Consider the following 14,283-nt stretch of genomic DNA (forward strand, 5'->3'; position numbering starts at 1 on the left):
TCTGGCGCAGATATCATCGTGGAGCTGGGAAGCTAGTGCTCCCAACAAGGACTCCGAATACATTAGCGCAAACCAACTCCGTTATGACTTAATTGTAGTTGCAATAACGGGGCGGACCATACATTTTTTGTGCTTATTCGCAAGGCGGTGCTAGGTGAATCAAAGCCAATCCACCCAGTGACGTTTCGCGGTATTTCTTATTCATGTCCTTGCCCGTTTGGTACATGGTTTCAATCACCTTATCCAACGAGATCAAACATTTACTATTACGCTTTAATGCCATGCGAGAGGCATTGATCGCTTTCATTGCCCCCATCGCATTACGCTCAATACACGGTACTTGCACTAAGCCCCCAATTGGGTCACAAGTCATGCCTAGTGAGTGCTCCATAGCAATCTCAGCCGCAATACAAATTTGCTCATTGCTACCGCCACGCAGCGCGGTCAAGCCAGCTGCCGCCATGGAAGAAGACACGCCAACTTCGCCCTGACAACCCACTTCGGCACCCGAGATAGACGCATTGGTTTTGTACAAAATGCCAATCGCACCGGATACAGCAAGGAAGTCTTTAAGCTGTTTAGTATCGAGCTCTTTGATGAAGCGATGGTAGTACATCAATACCGCCGGAATCACACCCGCCGCACCATTAGTTGGCGACGTTACGACTTGTCCACCAGCCGCGTTTTCTTCACTCACAGCAAAAGCAAACAGGTTAATCCAATCCATGATTTCCATTGGATCGTTTTCGATTTCTGCATTTGCTTCAAGCTTTTTCAACAAGTTAGGCGCACGGCGGGTCACGTTCAAGCCACCATCCAAGATACCTTCTGTCTCGAAACCGCGCTCCATGCAACGCGTCATCACACGCCAGATCTGTTCTGCACGTTGATTGATGGCTTCCATATCCTGAAACGCTTGTTCGTTTTTCAGAATCATGCCGCCGAGGCTCATGCCGTTCTTCTCTGCTTGTGCCAACATTTCGTCCGCACTGGAGAATGGAAACTCAACTTCTACAGGAGCAGTCGCACTGCCATTTTGCAGTTCATCTGCCGTTGCGATAAAACCGCCACCGATAGAGTAGTAAGTTTCAAACCCAACCTGATTGCCGTGCGCATCTAAGGCAGTGATCGTCATACCATTCTCATGCAGAGGAAGGTTCTCTTCGTGGAACAACATATCCGTTTTGTAGTTGAATTCGATTTCATGACGGCCATCGACAGACATCATGCCCTCTTCAATCGCCTTGCGCATCGCTTTGTTCGCAGAAGCGATTTTGATGGTATCTGGTTTATTACCCAACAGACCCAAAATCGTTGCACGGTCAGTATGGTGACCAATCCCCGTTAACGAAAGTGAGCCGTATAAATCGACTTGAATACGAACCACTTTTGCCAAGTTCGATTCAATCAAACGAGTGAAGTGGTAACCCGCGATCATTGGACCATTGGTGTGAGAGCTTGAAGGGCCCACACCAATCTTGTAAATATCAAAGATGGACAGCATAAACTTACCTATTACGACAATGCAGCATAAAGCCAATCAGGGAGAACCATACAAGCGGCGATGGTCGCCACAGCGAACACCAACAGCCCGTAATGGCTTGCGGTTGGCTTTGCAAAAAGATGTTTTTGATTATTGATAAAAATTTGTTGCTCGGCAGTCACAGCGCCCCAACGACGGCTCACTAACACACCAAACAAAAGGAAGACGAACGTACCAATTGGCGCGAACCACGGCCAAGCCACGTCGAGATACATCGCAGTAAACACCGCAATCACACTCATGATACTGCCAACGATCACGCCTTTCTCATTGGCTTTCGCCCAGAATAAACCAAGCACGAATGAACCCAAACGGATACCAACAAAGATAGAAGTCAGACTAGCGATGGTTTTGAGTACCGATTCATTCGATACCGCCAGAAGAGCTGGCACTACCACCATAGCCGCAGCGAGCAAACTCATCTTTCTTGCCACTTTTTCGTAGTGCTCATCATCGGCACTTTTGCGAACGAAACGCTTGTAGATATCGAACGTCGCGACGGTCGCCATCGAGTTGTAGGTCGAATCCAAGGTCGACATTGCGGCCGCTGCCAATGCGGAAATGATCAAACCAACAACGATTGGGTTAGTGTGGTTGAATACAAAATCCAAAATCACTTCGTTGCTGTTTTCAAATGATTGATCTTGATAGAAAACACTCAAAAGAACACCGAGTACCGCGAAGAACAAGTACACGAAAAACGCACCGTAACCACACAACAGCATCGACTTCTGCGCCGTCTTTTCACATCTCGTCGCTAACGTGCGTTGGATGATCAGTTGGTTGGTGCCGTACACACTCAAATGCAAAAAGCTCACGGCAACCACGCCAGCCCAGAGTGTGGTATCCACGCCCAAATCAAAATCTAAGTTGATGATATTCAGGTGATCACGAGAAAGATAATCTGCCGCATTAATCTCTGTCATTAGAATGGCAAAGATAGCGATGCTGCCTGCCACCAATACTGCAGATTGCAACATATCGGTCCAGATCACCGTGGAAATCCCGCCCGCATAGGTATAGCAAGCGGTGAAAATACTAATGTAGATAATAGCTTCAGAAATACTGATAGGCAGAACTTGCACTAAGATCAGCGCCACGGCATACAAAATCACACCCGCAGAGATACATTGAACCACAATAAACACAATCGAGTTGATGGTTCTTGCATACACCCCAAAGCGGTGCTCAAGGTATTCATAAATCGAAGTCAGACCCAGCTTATAGAACACAGGTACAAAGAAAATAACAGTGAAAAAGATAACGATGGGATAGTTAAGGTGAATACTCATCGCTTCCATGCCAGAGCTATAAACCCAACCAGGCATCCCTACAAACGTCATCGCACTAATGTAAGTCGCAAGTATCGAAACCCCTGCCGTAAACCAGCCAAATTGCTTTCCACCGGTGGAAAAGTCGCCACCATTGCTGTAGCGCTTATTCACTAAATAGCTGATTAGTATGGTAATTGCTACATATAACGCAATCACCACAAAACTTGAGTACGTAACCATTTTAAGGTTTTCCTAATTCTGGGTAGCTAATTATTATGCCCAGATATTACTGTAAAAAGGCATTTTTAAACGACAATCCCACTGTAAGTGTGATTATTATCACCAATATAGGCGAAAATGTATTCAAAATCGCCAAAAACGCCGATTAGTGAGATCCTTGTCACTAAACTCACAAAGTGGGTACGCATTCATTTTAAAATTGATTTTGATCACGGATCTAATAACCTTAAAAAAACTATGATTCACCCCGACACGAAATCGAAGATGATCCAAATAAGATCGTGTTCATTAAGTTTGAATAGCAACAAATCCTAAGTGAAATAGAGGTTTATCGGTCATGAATGCCAAAAGACACATGAGCGAAGTTCCTATGATTCAAAGGGTAGCTGCCTATCTAGCGATACTGGTTGGTTACTTTTTCTATTGTTATAACTTTGTAATTATTGACTACGTACGCCCATACATCGTTGAAGCGTATGATGGTATTAGCCTGTCAGACACTGCCCAGTTCTATACATGGCAGTCGGTTGGTGCACTTATCGGTGCATTGAGCTGTGCTTGGTTCGCAACAAAATTTGGTAAGAAATCCACTCTTATTACCATCACAGCCCTAAACGGTGGCGCAACGATCATCAATATGATGTTCACCGACTACACAACATGGGCAGCAATGCGTTTCATCATTGGTTTGTCACTGGGTGGTTACTTCACCGTGGCAGTGAGCCTGATGATCGGCCTATTTACGCCAACGGTACGTGGTAAGTTGACGGCATTCGCGTCTTCTATGTTCTCTGTAGCACTGATGGTAATGGGTGCGTATGCAGCATTTATTGCAAGCATCGATGCACCATGGGAAAGCCTAATGCTTGTAGGTGGTATCCCACCATTGGCAGCCGCTGTTGTCATGATCTTTGTACTACCTAGCGACAGCAAAGTAATCGCTTACGGTGAAGAAGAGCAAGCAAAAGCAGAAGAATCAAATGCACCAGCGAAAAAAGGCTCTTGGGGCGAAATGCTAAGCAAGCCTTACCGTAAGATCACACTAACGTGTCTATTACTGGCTGGCCTTAACTTCTACGGTTTCCAATTCTTTGGTGGCTTCGTAACCACTTACCTACGTGATGTACGTATGTTCGACGGTGCAACCATCGGTCTCATCTTCTCTATCTCGGCATTTGGTTCACTGTTTGGTGCATGGTTCTGGGGTTGGGTAGCTGACAAATTCGGTCGTAAGGTGAACGCATTTGGCTTCATCCTAGCAGGCATCATGGTTTCAATCTTCTTTGTTGCACCTGGCGACATGGTGATTGGCGGCCTAAACATGCTGGCTCTACTTGGTCTGATTTACAACTTCGGTCTGTCTTCTTCAGCGGTATGGGGTGGTTACTTCTCAGAACTATTCCCAGCACATCTACGTAGCTACGGCGCGGCGCTATTCCACGGCGGTCGTATCCTAGGTATGTGGGCACCAATGGTACTTATCTTCATCCAAGAACGTACCGACCTACAAACCGCAATGTGGGGTTCACCAATCGTATGGATCCTTGCTGGTCTTCTATGGCTATCACTGCCAGAGACACTAAAAGGCGGCGTGTTCGATAAGAGCAAAAAAGCCGAAGCAGCAAAAGCGTAACTGAATTTCAAGAACTCCGGCTGGCTCCCCGGCCGGATGAAAAAACTTAATTTCGAGTCCTGTTCCCAAAGCCGACTCGACAGCAAATAAGAGAGTTTATTATGTCTAAATATCAAGAAGCGAAACGCGTTGTACGTGAATACTTCAGCGCAATGGAAAACGCAACTCACGAGAACGTGGCAGAAGTACTAAAAGCACACACTTCAGAAGATTACCTATGGCGTGGTGTTTACCCATTCCGTGAGCAACAAGGCGCTCAAGCAGCGGCTGACGTTTTCTGGGCTCCTTTGATGAAATCAATGACTCGCATGCAGCGTCGTCAAGACATCTTCATCGGTGGTGAGAACGAAGTAACATCAGGTGAAATCTGGGTAATGAGCATGGGTCACTTCATGGGTCTATTCGACGCTGAATACCTAGGCATGCGCCCAACTGGCAAAATCATGAACATCCGTTACGCAGAGTTTAACTGCGTTGAAAACGGCAAGATCACTAAGACTGGCCTATTCCTAGACCTTCTAGGTGCGATGGACCAAGCGGGTTGTTACCCACTACCACCATCAACAGGTAAGCACTTCGTATACCCTGGTCCTCGAAACCACGACGGTCTACTGTTCGAAGACGCAGCACCAGAAGAAGGCGTAGCAACACTAGCACTAGTGAACAAGATGGTTGATGACCTATCTGCACTAAACGACAGCGGCGCTATGGGTTGCCCACCAGAAGTTCTTGAGAAGAGCTGGTCTAAAGACATGATCTGGTACGGTCCATGTGGTATCGGTGCGTCTTACACAATCCCTCGTTACCAACAGCAGCACCAATTGCCGTTCCGTAACAACCTGAAAGACAAGAAGTTTAACGGCCACGTATGTCGTTTCGCAGAAGGTAACTTCTCTTGTTTCTTCGGCTGGCCAAACCTATCTAACACGCCAATCGGTGGTTTCCTAGGTATGACAGGTGGTGAAGTACGTGCAGACATGCAAGTGGTTGACGTTTACTACCGTGACGGCGACAAGCTATCTGAGAACTGGGTACTGATCGACCTTCCTTACTGGCTAAAACAGCAAGGTCTAGACGTGTTCGAGCGTACTCAACAGATCCTAAACCCTTCTCTATAAGAAGTCCTAGGGGCGGATTGTCAACCCGCCTTTATGTTGCCTGAATCCCCTCTCGGTTCAGGCGACATGCTCCCAACTCGTGCCTCAAGGATGGGGCACAACCTCAAGATAGAACCCTTATTCAAAACGGGCATGAACGCACGGTGGCTTTCTGCGCCCTGAATAATGAGATTGATGATGAAAAAGTCGACCCTTTCTGCAGTGATTTTAGCAGCGCTTACTTCTAGCTCAGCCTTTGCTGCACACACTTTTGTTAATGACGCTGGCGACAGCCTAACCATCGATGGCCGTTTCGATCTTCGCTACCAAGACCGTGGCGGTGATGACAACGGCGAATGGAACAGCGGCAGCTCACGTTTCGGTTTGAAAGGCCAAATGGGTCTGGATAACGGCTGGACTGGTTTCGGTCACGCGGAATGGGGCTACAACTCTGGCGCGAACGGCGACAACATTTACGACCGCTTGCTATACGCAGGTGTTGATCACGAAAAATATGGCAAGATTGCTGCGGGTACTAAGCAGTGGTCTACCTTCTACGACGTAGCATGGTACACCGATTTAGGTCGTGTATTCGGTACTCGTGGCTCAGGTGTTTACAACCTAGCTGACTGGGGTATCGCATCCGGTGCTGGTCGTGCAGAAAACTCAATTACGTACCGTAATTCAATCAGTGAAAAAGTGAGCTACGGCTTTACTTACCAAACCACGCGTGAAGATGTTGCTCTAGCAAGCAATGCGACAGCCTCACTGAAAAACGGCATGGGTGCGTCTATCACTTACAAACCCGTTGATGGCGTAACACTGGGTGCGGCTTACCATCAAAATGAAGTTGCTGATCTAGACGCAAGCGTGGTTGGCGTAGAAAACGGCGACAACATGCGCATCATGCTATTGGGCGCAAACTACAGCAACGGTGGCTTCTACGCGGGTGCGACTTTCCACGTTGGCGAAAACTGGGAAGCAGTGAGCCAAGGTGGTACAGACGTAATGTTCGATACCCTAGGTGGCGAAATCTACACTTACTACCACTTCGACAACGGCTTACGCCCAACGTTGAACTACAACTACATGGAAGATCGTGGTGACGAGACACAAGGCTACGAGCGTAACTTGCTGATCCCTGGTCTTGAATACCACTTCCAGAAGAACAAATTCCTAGTTTGGACTGAATACCAGTTCGACCTAGGTAAAGATCAGTACGATGGCAGCAAATTCGAAAACCGTGATGATCAATTCGCGGCAGGTATTCGCTACTACTTCTGATAACCACGAGATAAGTTATTCCGGTTACGTAACTTATTCGATTTAGTGGAAATGGGAAATAAGAGTAAGCCTTACCTTTTTTGGGTAAGGCTTTTTTCGTATGCAAAACATGAAATGTGACTTGGGTACTACCCAAATTGCGCCACCAAAGACAATCTAACCCTTTATTTACGTAAATCTTGCTTATTTCTCTTTATGACTACGTACCTATTTGTGTTAACCTAGTCACAGTTAAACTGACTTATGAATCAACTCACATGAATCCTGCAAAACAAACCGTAACATCGAAGGACGTTGCCAAACTGGCTGGCGTTTCTCAATCTACTGTATCGCGTGTGTTTGTTCCGGGCAGCTCAGTATCTGAAAAGACCAAGCAAAAGGTCTTCGAAGCCGCAAAAGCCCTAAACTACCGTCCAAACGCTTTTGCACGTAGCTTGACCACCAACGAATCTAAGTTGATCGGTTTGGTATTCCCTGATGCGGACTACCCTATCCACATGAAAACACTTCAATTGATTTCAAGTGAATTGCAGAAGCAAGGCTACTCAGCGGTGTTGATTCCATGGCAAGTCGATGATGAAGACAACCACTCAATCCCGAACATCTTCCAATACCGCGTAGATGGTGTCATTGCCGCTTCCGCTACCTTCAACAAATCACTGTATGAAGAGTGTGAAGAGTTCAATATCCCTATCGTTCAGTACGCGCGCGTCGTAGAAGGCACTAAGAGCAGTTACGTTATCAGTGACAACTACGAAGCTGGTCAACAAGCGGCACAACTGCTGCACGAAAGTGGGGTGAAAAACGCGGTTTACCTGACAGGTGAAGTGCCAACCTTTACTAACGACGAGCGTCAAAGTGGCTTCAGCTCTGAGTTTGAAGACTTAACGGGCAAGACGCCGCGCATCATTGAAGCGAGCTACGACTACGCAAGTTCGCTGGATAAAGTACGTGCTATGCTAGCCGATAAGAATCGTCCAGAAGCCGTGTTCTGTGCAACCGACAACCTTGCAATGGCGGTAATGGATATTGCACGTATTGAGTGTGGTATTCGTATCCCGCAAGATCTGAAAGTCATCGGCTTCGACAACATTCCACAAACAGAATGGTTGAGCTACCAACTGACCACTTTCCGCCAAGACTTCCGTCGTCTAGCGCGTGAGTGTGTGAAAATTATCGTTGATCAAATCAACAATAAAAACAGCAGCTTGGTGAAGATGATGGTGCCAGTCAAGTTGATAGAGCGCAGCACCACCAAAGCCTAATCTCAGAGAAGCCAACCCTAGCGGTTGGCTTTTTTATTCCCTCATTTCTTCTTTCTCTTGCCCCCCATCTTTTACTTCTACTTCTAAGATTTCGAGCCAATGGTTCATTTGGTGTTGTGGTTACTAATGAACCTCTGTATATTTATGGACCATTACAGTATGTGACCCAATTTCAAGAGACGCATTGCATCCATGGCTACCTTTCTCTATACGCGGCACTCGCCTAAAAACCGAGCTTACCCTGAGCAGCTCAACGCTTTGAGAGCCTTTGCTCCTGAAGCAATTCACCTTGAAGACAAGGTACGCGGCTGCACGCCACCAGCCGAGCGACAAGCCTTTCAACAACTCTTAACTACCGTGCAAACTGGCGACACCGTTGTACTTTGGTGGTTGACCGCCTTTGGCCGAGACTTCAGCCAAGCCCTTAGCACGATTCAAACTCTGCTTAACAAAGGCGTCACCCTAAAAACCGTTTGTGAACCACTGACCTTTGAACCTGGTTCCGTACAAACGCAAACCTTGCTTTCGCTGCTTTCTGGCTACGGACAAGTGCAAACGCAACATCGCTTGTTCGCCGCAGAACAAGGCCGAAAAGCACTTAAAGACGACCCACAGATGTGGAAGCAGAAATTCCGAGGTCGCCCTGCAGACAAAGCGAAGCATCAGCACATTGCGACTTTGCTTCTGGAAGGCAACACGCTACAAAGCGTCGCAGAACAATGCAAAGTCAGCCTATCGACGGTCAAACGTGTGAAAGCCAAACTGAATGAATTTGACGAGGAAGGGAGCCTGCGCCGCCGTGGCGATGGTGAAAAATCATGAGCCGACCGATTGAATTTAAAACCATCTTGCTGGCGTGTCTCATCATCAGTGTTGGTCAGCTCAGTATGGGCTTGGTGTTCCCATCCCTGCCTTGGATCGCCAAAGATTTCGACATTTCCCTCGACCAAGCTCAGCTGCTAGTCAGTGTTTACTTACTTGGTTTCGGTCCATCTCAGTTTATCTATGGCCCGGTATCCGATGCGTTAGGCCGTAAAAAGGTGCTGTTAGCTGGCTTGTTGATTGCCATGCTCGGTCTATTGATGATCATCTTCCTAAGCCACACTTTCACTGGCATGGTAGCAGGTCGTTTTCTGCAAGGTCTGGGAACAGGTTGTTGCGCGGTGTTAGCCCGAGCGTCTACTCGCGACCGCTTTAATGGTCCTGAGCTCCCTGTCGCTTTGTCCTACATTGCGATGGCTGCCTCTATCACACCGTTGGTTGCTCCTGTTATTGGTGGTTTCATTAACGCCCACTTCGGCTGGACTATGGTGTTTATCTCGCTGTTGGGTTACGTATTGTTGGCTTGGACCGTGATCGTATTTCGCTTCCAAGAAACCATCACACAAACCTCTGCGTTGCCATCACCGAAAAAGATGCTGCTGCAATATCGTGACCTACTGACTTCTCGTTACTTTATGAGCTTTGCCAGTATCGGTTGGCTTAACTTCAGCTTGATGATCACAACCGTTTCGGTAATGCCTTTTATCATGCAAAACCAAATAGGCATGACATCCGATCAATACGCGATGTGGGCACTGATTCCGGCGTTCGGCATGATTTGCGGCACCAGTATCTGTAACCGTGTGCGACCAATCATCGGCACAAAGAAGATGCTATTAGTCACGCCAATCCTGCATGTAAGTTCCGCAGCGTGGTTGTTCTTCTGCCCTGTTGAGCCGCTGTACTTAATGCTAGGCCAACTGTTGATGATTTTAGGCAATGCTATCGCTCTACCTTGTGCTCAAGCCATGGTAATGCAACCCTATAAGAAACAAGCAGGTGCAGCTGCGGCGATGTCGGGCGGCGGCCAAATGGTGGTGTCATCGATTGTGAGTATGGCATTGGTGCAGCTCGGATTAAGCCAAGCATGGCATCTGTCATTGGTGATTGTGGTCTTCGCGACCATTACACTAACCAACGTTCTGCGAGGCTTTGCCACTGAGCAACCTTCCGAGCAATAGAGTCCGGGCAATAGAAAGTAACAAGGAAGACAAATAACGATATGAAATCACTCAATCTTGCACAAGCACAGAAATTGGCTTTGCTCTCTCAAGGATTGCCACTAGCAAGCAATAAAGGCAGCGCCAAAGCAAAGACCTTAGCCGTTTTTGAACAACTGGGCTATGTGCAGATTGATACGATTTCTGTCGTTCAGCGCGCCCACCATCATACTTTGTGGAGCCGAAACCCAAGCTACCAACTTGAGCACCTAGACCAACTGGTGGCAGAAAAGAAAGTCTTCGAATATTGGTCTCATGCGGCGGCGTATTTACCTATGTCGCAATACCGTCATAGTTTACCTCGCAAAGCGGCGATCAAATCCGATCAGCAAAAGCATTGGTACAAAAAAGACCACGACTTGATGGCGTCTATCTTGAAGAGAATTGAGCAAGAAGGCCCATTGATGGCAAAGGATTTCGAATCCGCCAACCATAAGACCGATGGTTGGAACACCAAGCCAACCAAACGCGCTCTAGAGAACTTATACATGCAGGGCGATTTAATGATTAGCGAACGTCGCGGCTTCCAGAAAGTGTATGACCTAACCTCACATGTTCTGCCTCAAGACGTTGATACATCGATGCCAACCGAGCAAGAACACGCGCGATTCTTAGTCCTCAATTATCTTAGATCTCATGGGTTTGGCACTTTGCCTGAAATGGTTTACCTACTAAAAGGAGTTAAGAAGCAGGTACAACAAGCTCTGTCCGAATTGGTCGATTTGGGTGAGATTGAAGCCATTAGCATCAACAATTTAGCTTACTATGCCTGTAGCGATGCACTGAACTTGCTCGACAAACGGCTCAATCGCAAACGCGCTAAAATCCTTTCCCCATTTGATAACCTGCTTATCCAACGAAAACGCGCCAGTGCAATTTTCGACTTTGATTACTTGCTAGAGTGTTATGTTCCAGAGCCAAAACGCCAGTTCGGTTACTTTTGTCTGCCAATATTGTGGGATGGAAAACTGGTCGCGCGCGCCGACTGCAAAGTGGATAAAACCAGTTCAACACTAAACGTTCTTAATCTAGTTAACGAGCCTTCGCTCAAAGACAGAGAGGCGTTTTTCGTCGCCTTAGAAGAGGAGTTACACGCTTTCGCGCAGTTTAATCAGTGCCAAACGTTTGTGATTCAGAAAGTCGCGCAAAGGACGTAATGAAAAGAACAGTGCCCGAAGAATCAAAGAGCAAAGTGCTGAGAAACCAAACTGTTCTCTTCAAGCCCATGCACTCTGCATATCGATTCTGAATTACATCCGTCTCTCGCTATTCAAAGAGACAAGATATTTAGGTGATAGTGATCTTTAAGAACTTTGTAGGCTCACGAAAATCACGCCAACGGTGATCAAGCCAATCCCCATCCAGTTGACCATACTGAGCTTTTCTCCCAATAAAACCACACTGAATATCGCCACCAGCACCACGCTTAATTTGTCGATCGGCGCAACTTGAGAGGCTTGCCCCAATGACATCGCGCGGAAATAACACAGCCACGATGCACCTGTCGCTAAACCCGATAACACCAAGAACACCATGCCTTTGGTCGAGATCTCTCCGATGGCACTGAACTGTTTGGTCGCGTAAGCAATCAAACCAACCAAAACAAGAATCACGCAAGTACGAATAAAGTCGCCAAGTCAGAGTTGATGTTCGCCACACCAAGTTTGGTCAACACTGCGGTCATCGCCGCAAATACCGCCGACATGAGCGCCCAAAATAACCAAGAAGTTTGAAGCATTGTCTTTTCCTATTCATCCCTAAAAGCAAAAAAGGCGTTACAGAGTGTACTGCAACGCCATGTCTTGCTTCGATTAAATTCGACTTAAATCCAATCGAATCAGTATGTAACTAGAGCTTAAAAGTCTGCTGTCATACCAACATAGTAAGTACGCGGTGCTTCAACATAACCGATGTTTTCTAGCTCTCTTGATACACTTTCATCAGTTAAGTTAGTGATACCCGCACGAATACGTAGTGCGTCATTCACATGGTAAACCGTACCTAAATCCATCGTGGTGTAAGCGTCTTGCGTTAGCTGAGAATCAATCTTACGGTCACCACGGTAGCGTGCGCTCGCAAACAGATTCAAATCTTGAGTTGGGTACCAGTTTAGGCGAGCAAATGCAGAATGCTTGTAACGCTCATTCAGCTCTTCACCTGTCGACTTATCTTCGGTGTCTAGGTAAGTGTAGTTACCAGACATCGCCCATTGCTCATTGAACTGAATGCTACCCGTTAGCTCCACACCTTGGATAACGGCTTTCGATACGTTTTGGTAAGACTTGTACGGGTTAGACAGTTCACGATCGATTGGGTTGCCATTGTCATCAATACAGCTCATCACTGCACTCGACCAAGTACCGACTTCACAGAAGATGTCTGTCTGTTCGATTAGGTTTTCGATTTCGTTACGGAATACCGCGCCTTCTAAGTTCCAGTTACGACCGCTGTATAGCGCCGAGAACTCGTAGTTCACGCTGGTTTCTGCTTCCAGATCTTCGTTACCTACGATGTTACAGTTACCTTTACAGCTGCTCATCGAGAAGTCTGGGTGGTTTTGCGTCATGGTTGGTGCTTTAAACGCTTTACCCACACCACCTTTCAGTACCAAGTCGTCCGTTGTTTGGTGTACTAGGTACACACGCGGGCTGAACTCTTCACCGTAGTGCTCGTGCTTATCTAAACGACCACCAATCGTCGCCATTAGCGTATCGGTCATTTCCCATTGGTCTTGGATAAATACCGCCCCTTGGTAAGCTTCTGCTTTGTTACCCACGATGTGCTCTGGGTTAGTTAGCTCACTAGTTTGGTAGTCCACACCAAACGTCACAGTATGGCTTTCACCTAGGTAAGTCGTTGCTGACGCTTCAAAAATTTGTGTGAGTTCTTCAATTGAATCAGCACCATCGTTTGCCGCTTCAATGTTCTCTACGTTTTCACGTGAGTAACGAACTTGGGTATCACCCCAAGACCAAAAACCGGTGTGCGATAGCGCTTGGCTGTTACGTTTAACGCGAGACTCCGAGAACAGAACCGTCGTGCCACTTTCTGCTGCGGTATCACGCTCGTCGTCGCTGTAACCAAGGTCAAGGTCGATAAATTGATTGTCCGCCAAATGCCATGAAAGCGTACCGAACATCGCTAAACTATCGCGATCTTCAAGTGCAGTAACCTCTTCACGATCAATGCCGCCTTTCTCGCCAGAGTATAGCTGCCATGCATTACGACTCGTTTGAGAAACAGAGAAACGAGCAAATAGCGTGTCTTCAATCAGAGCGCCAGACGTCGTTAGACCCACAGTGTACTCTTGACCACCATTGCCATCGTTTGGCGTGGTGTTGTCTAGGCTGAGTTGCGAGCTCCAATCATTGCTTGGTGACTTAGTGATGATGTTGATCGTACCGCCCATACCGTCAGAGCCGTAAAGCGCCGACATAGGACCACGGATGATCTCTACTCGCTCAATTGAATCCATTGGGATCGCAGAAAGATCGAAGTCGTTACCACGTACGATCGCACTTGCCGAACTCATGCGACGGCCATTTACCATGATCAGTGTGTATTTCGAATCCATACCACGAATCGAGATTTGCTGACGACCTGCACGTGTGCTGTCGAAATCTGACTCCACACTGGTTGCGTTAGATACGATGTCCGCCAGCGTGATGCCTGGATCGTTTTCGATGTCTTCAGCGGTGATCACCGACATAGAAGCTGGAGCGTCTTTCAGCTCCATCTGGGTACGAGTTGCTGTTACAACAAGCTGCTCATCGGTTTCGATTGGCGTTGTATCAGCAAAGACGGAAAAAGAGGTACATAGTGCACCGATCACCACTGCTAATGGTTTTGGCGCAAACGGAGTCGTCTTCGACATGGTAAAAACCTATAAATTTTAATGGAACTTA

At 47.2% G+C, this 14,283-nt stretch carries 10 protein-coding genes and 1 pseudogene; 7 read left to right on the forward strand and 4 right to left on the reverse strand.

The features are described 5' to 3' along the window. Positions 1 to 133: 133 nt before the first annotated feature. Both ATB78_RS14070 and ATB78_RS14075 read right to left on the reverse strand, forming a co-directional pair. Entirely contained in the window at positions 134 to 1,504 is a 1,371-nt protein-coding gene (locus ATB78_RS14070; protein WP_061008961.1) for an L-serine ammonia-lyase, read from the reverse strand. Positions 1,505 to 1,515: 11 nt separating this feature from the next. Continuing rightward, positions 1,516 to 3,057 (reverse strand): sodium:solute symporter, encoded by a 1,542-nt coding sequence (locus ATB78_RS14075; RefSeq protein ID WP_039840591.1) that lies wholly within the window; start codon positions 3,055 to 3,057, stop codon positions 1,516 to 1,518. 337 nt (positions 3,058 to 3,394) lie between these two features. Between ATB78_RS14075 and ATB78_RS14080 the strand changes: the two genes are divergently transcribed. From ATB78_RS14080 to ATB78_RS14110, 7 genes are all read left to right on the forward strand, one after another. Next, positions 3,395 to 4,690 (forward strand): MFS transporter, encoded by a 1,296-nt coding sequence (locus ATB78_RS14080; protein ID WP_017634479.1) that lies wholly within the window; start codon positions 3,395 to 3,397, stop codon positions 4,688 to 4,690. Between the two features lie 101 nt (positions 4,691 to 4,791). Then, positions 4,792 to 5,808 carry a nuclear transport factor 2 family protein gene (locus ATB78_RS14085; protein ID WP_005374772.1) on the forward strand — a complete coding sequence of 339 codons (1,017 nt, stop codon included), beginning with the start codon at positions 4,792 to 4,794 and terminating at the stop codon, positions 5,806 to 5,808. A 177-nt stretch (positions 5,809 to 5,985) separates the two neighbouring features. Beyond that, positions 5,986 to 7,071, forward strand: a complete 1,086-nt coding sequence (locus ATB78_RS14090) for a porin (RefSeq protein ID WP_061008962.1) — start codon at positions 5,986 to 5,988, stop codon at positions 7,069 to 7,071. Positions 7,072 to 7,328: 257 nt separating this feature from the next. After that, positions 7,329 to 8,336 carry a LacI family DNA-binding transcriptional regulator gene (locus tag ATB78_RS14095; RefSeq protein ID WP_005429187.1) on the forward strand — a complete coding sequence of 336 codons (1,008 nt, stop codon included), beginning with the start codon at positions 7,329 to 7,331 and terminating at the stop codon, positions 8,334 to 8,336. 192 nt (positions 8,337 to 8,528) lie between these two features. Next, complete coding sequence (locus tag ATB78_RS14100) at positions 8,529 to 9,158, forward strand: recombinase family protein (protein ID WP_061008963.1); 630 nt, start codon at positions 8,529 to 8,531, stop codon at positions 9,156 to 9,158. Beyond that, positions 9,155 to 10,339 carry a multidrug effflux MFS transporter gene (locus ATB78_RS14105; RefSeq protein ID WP_009706552.1) on the forward strand — a complete coding sequence of 395 codons (1,185 nt, stop codon included), beginning with the start codon at positions 9,155 to 9,157 and terminating at the stop codon, positions 10,337 to 10,339. Before ATB78_RS14100 ends, ATB78_RS14105 begins: the two co-directional genes overlap by 4 nt. Positions 10,340 to 10,380: 41 nt before the next feature. Then, entirely contained in the window at positions 10,381 to 11,535 is a 1,155-nt protein-coding gene (locus ATB78_RS14110) for a crosslink repair DNA glycosylase YcaQ family protein (protein WP_061008964.1), read from the forward strand. Positions 11,536 to 11,682: 147 nt separating this feature from the next. Here the strand turns inward: ATB78_RS14110 and ATB78_RS14115 are convergent. Together ATB78_RS14115 and ATB78_RS14120 are read right to left on the reverse strand one after the other, a co-directional pair. Beyond that, a pseudogene (locus ATB78_RS14115) lies at positions 11,683 to 12,116 on the reverse strand (EamA family transporter). Positions 12,117 to 12,233: 117 nt separating this feature from the next. Next, the gene (locus ATB78_RS14120; protein WP_061008965.1) at positions 12,234 to 14,252 is read right to left on the reverse strand and encodes a TonB-dependent receptor; all 2,019 of its coding nucleotides are present in this window, start codon (positions 14,250 to 14,252) and stop codon (positions 12,234 to 12,236) included. Between the last annotated feature and the right edge of the window lie 31 nt (positions 14,253 to 14,283).

This window comes from Vibrio sp. CUB2 (assembly GCF_001557945.1).
Lineage (GTDB): Bacteria > Pseudomonadota > Gammaproteobacteria > Enterobacterales > Vibrionaceae > Vibrio > Vibrio owensii.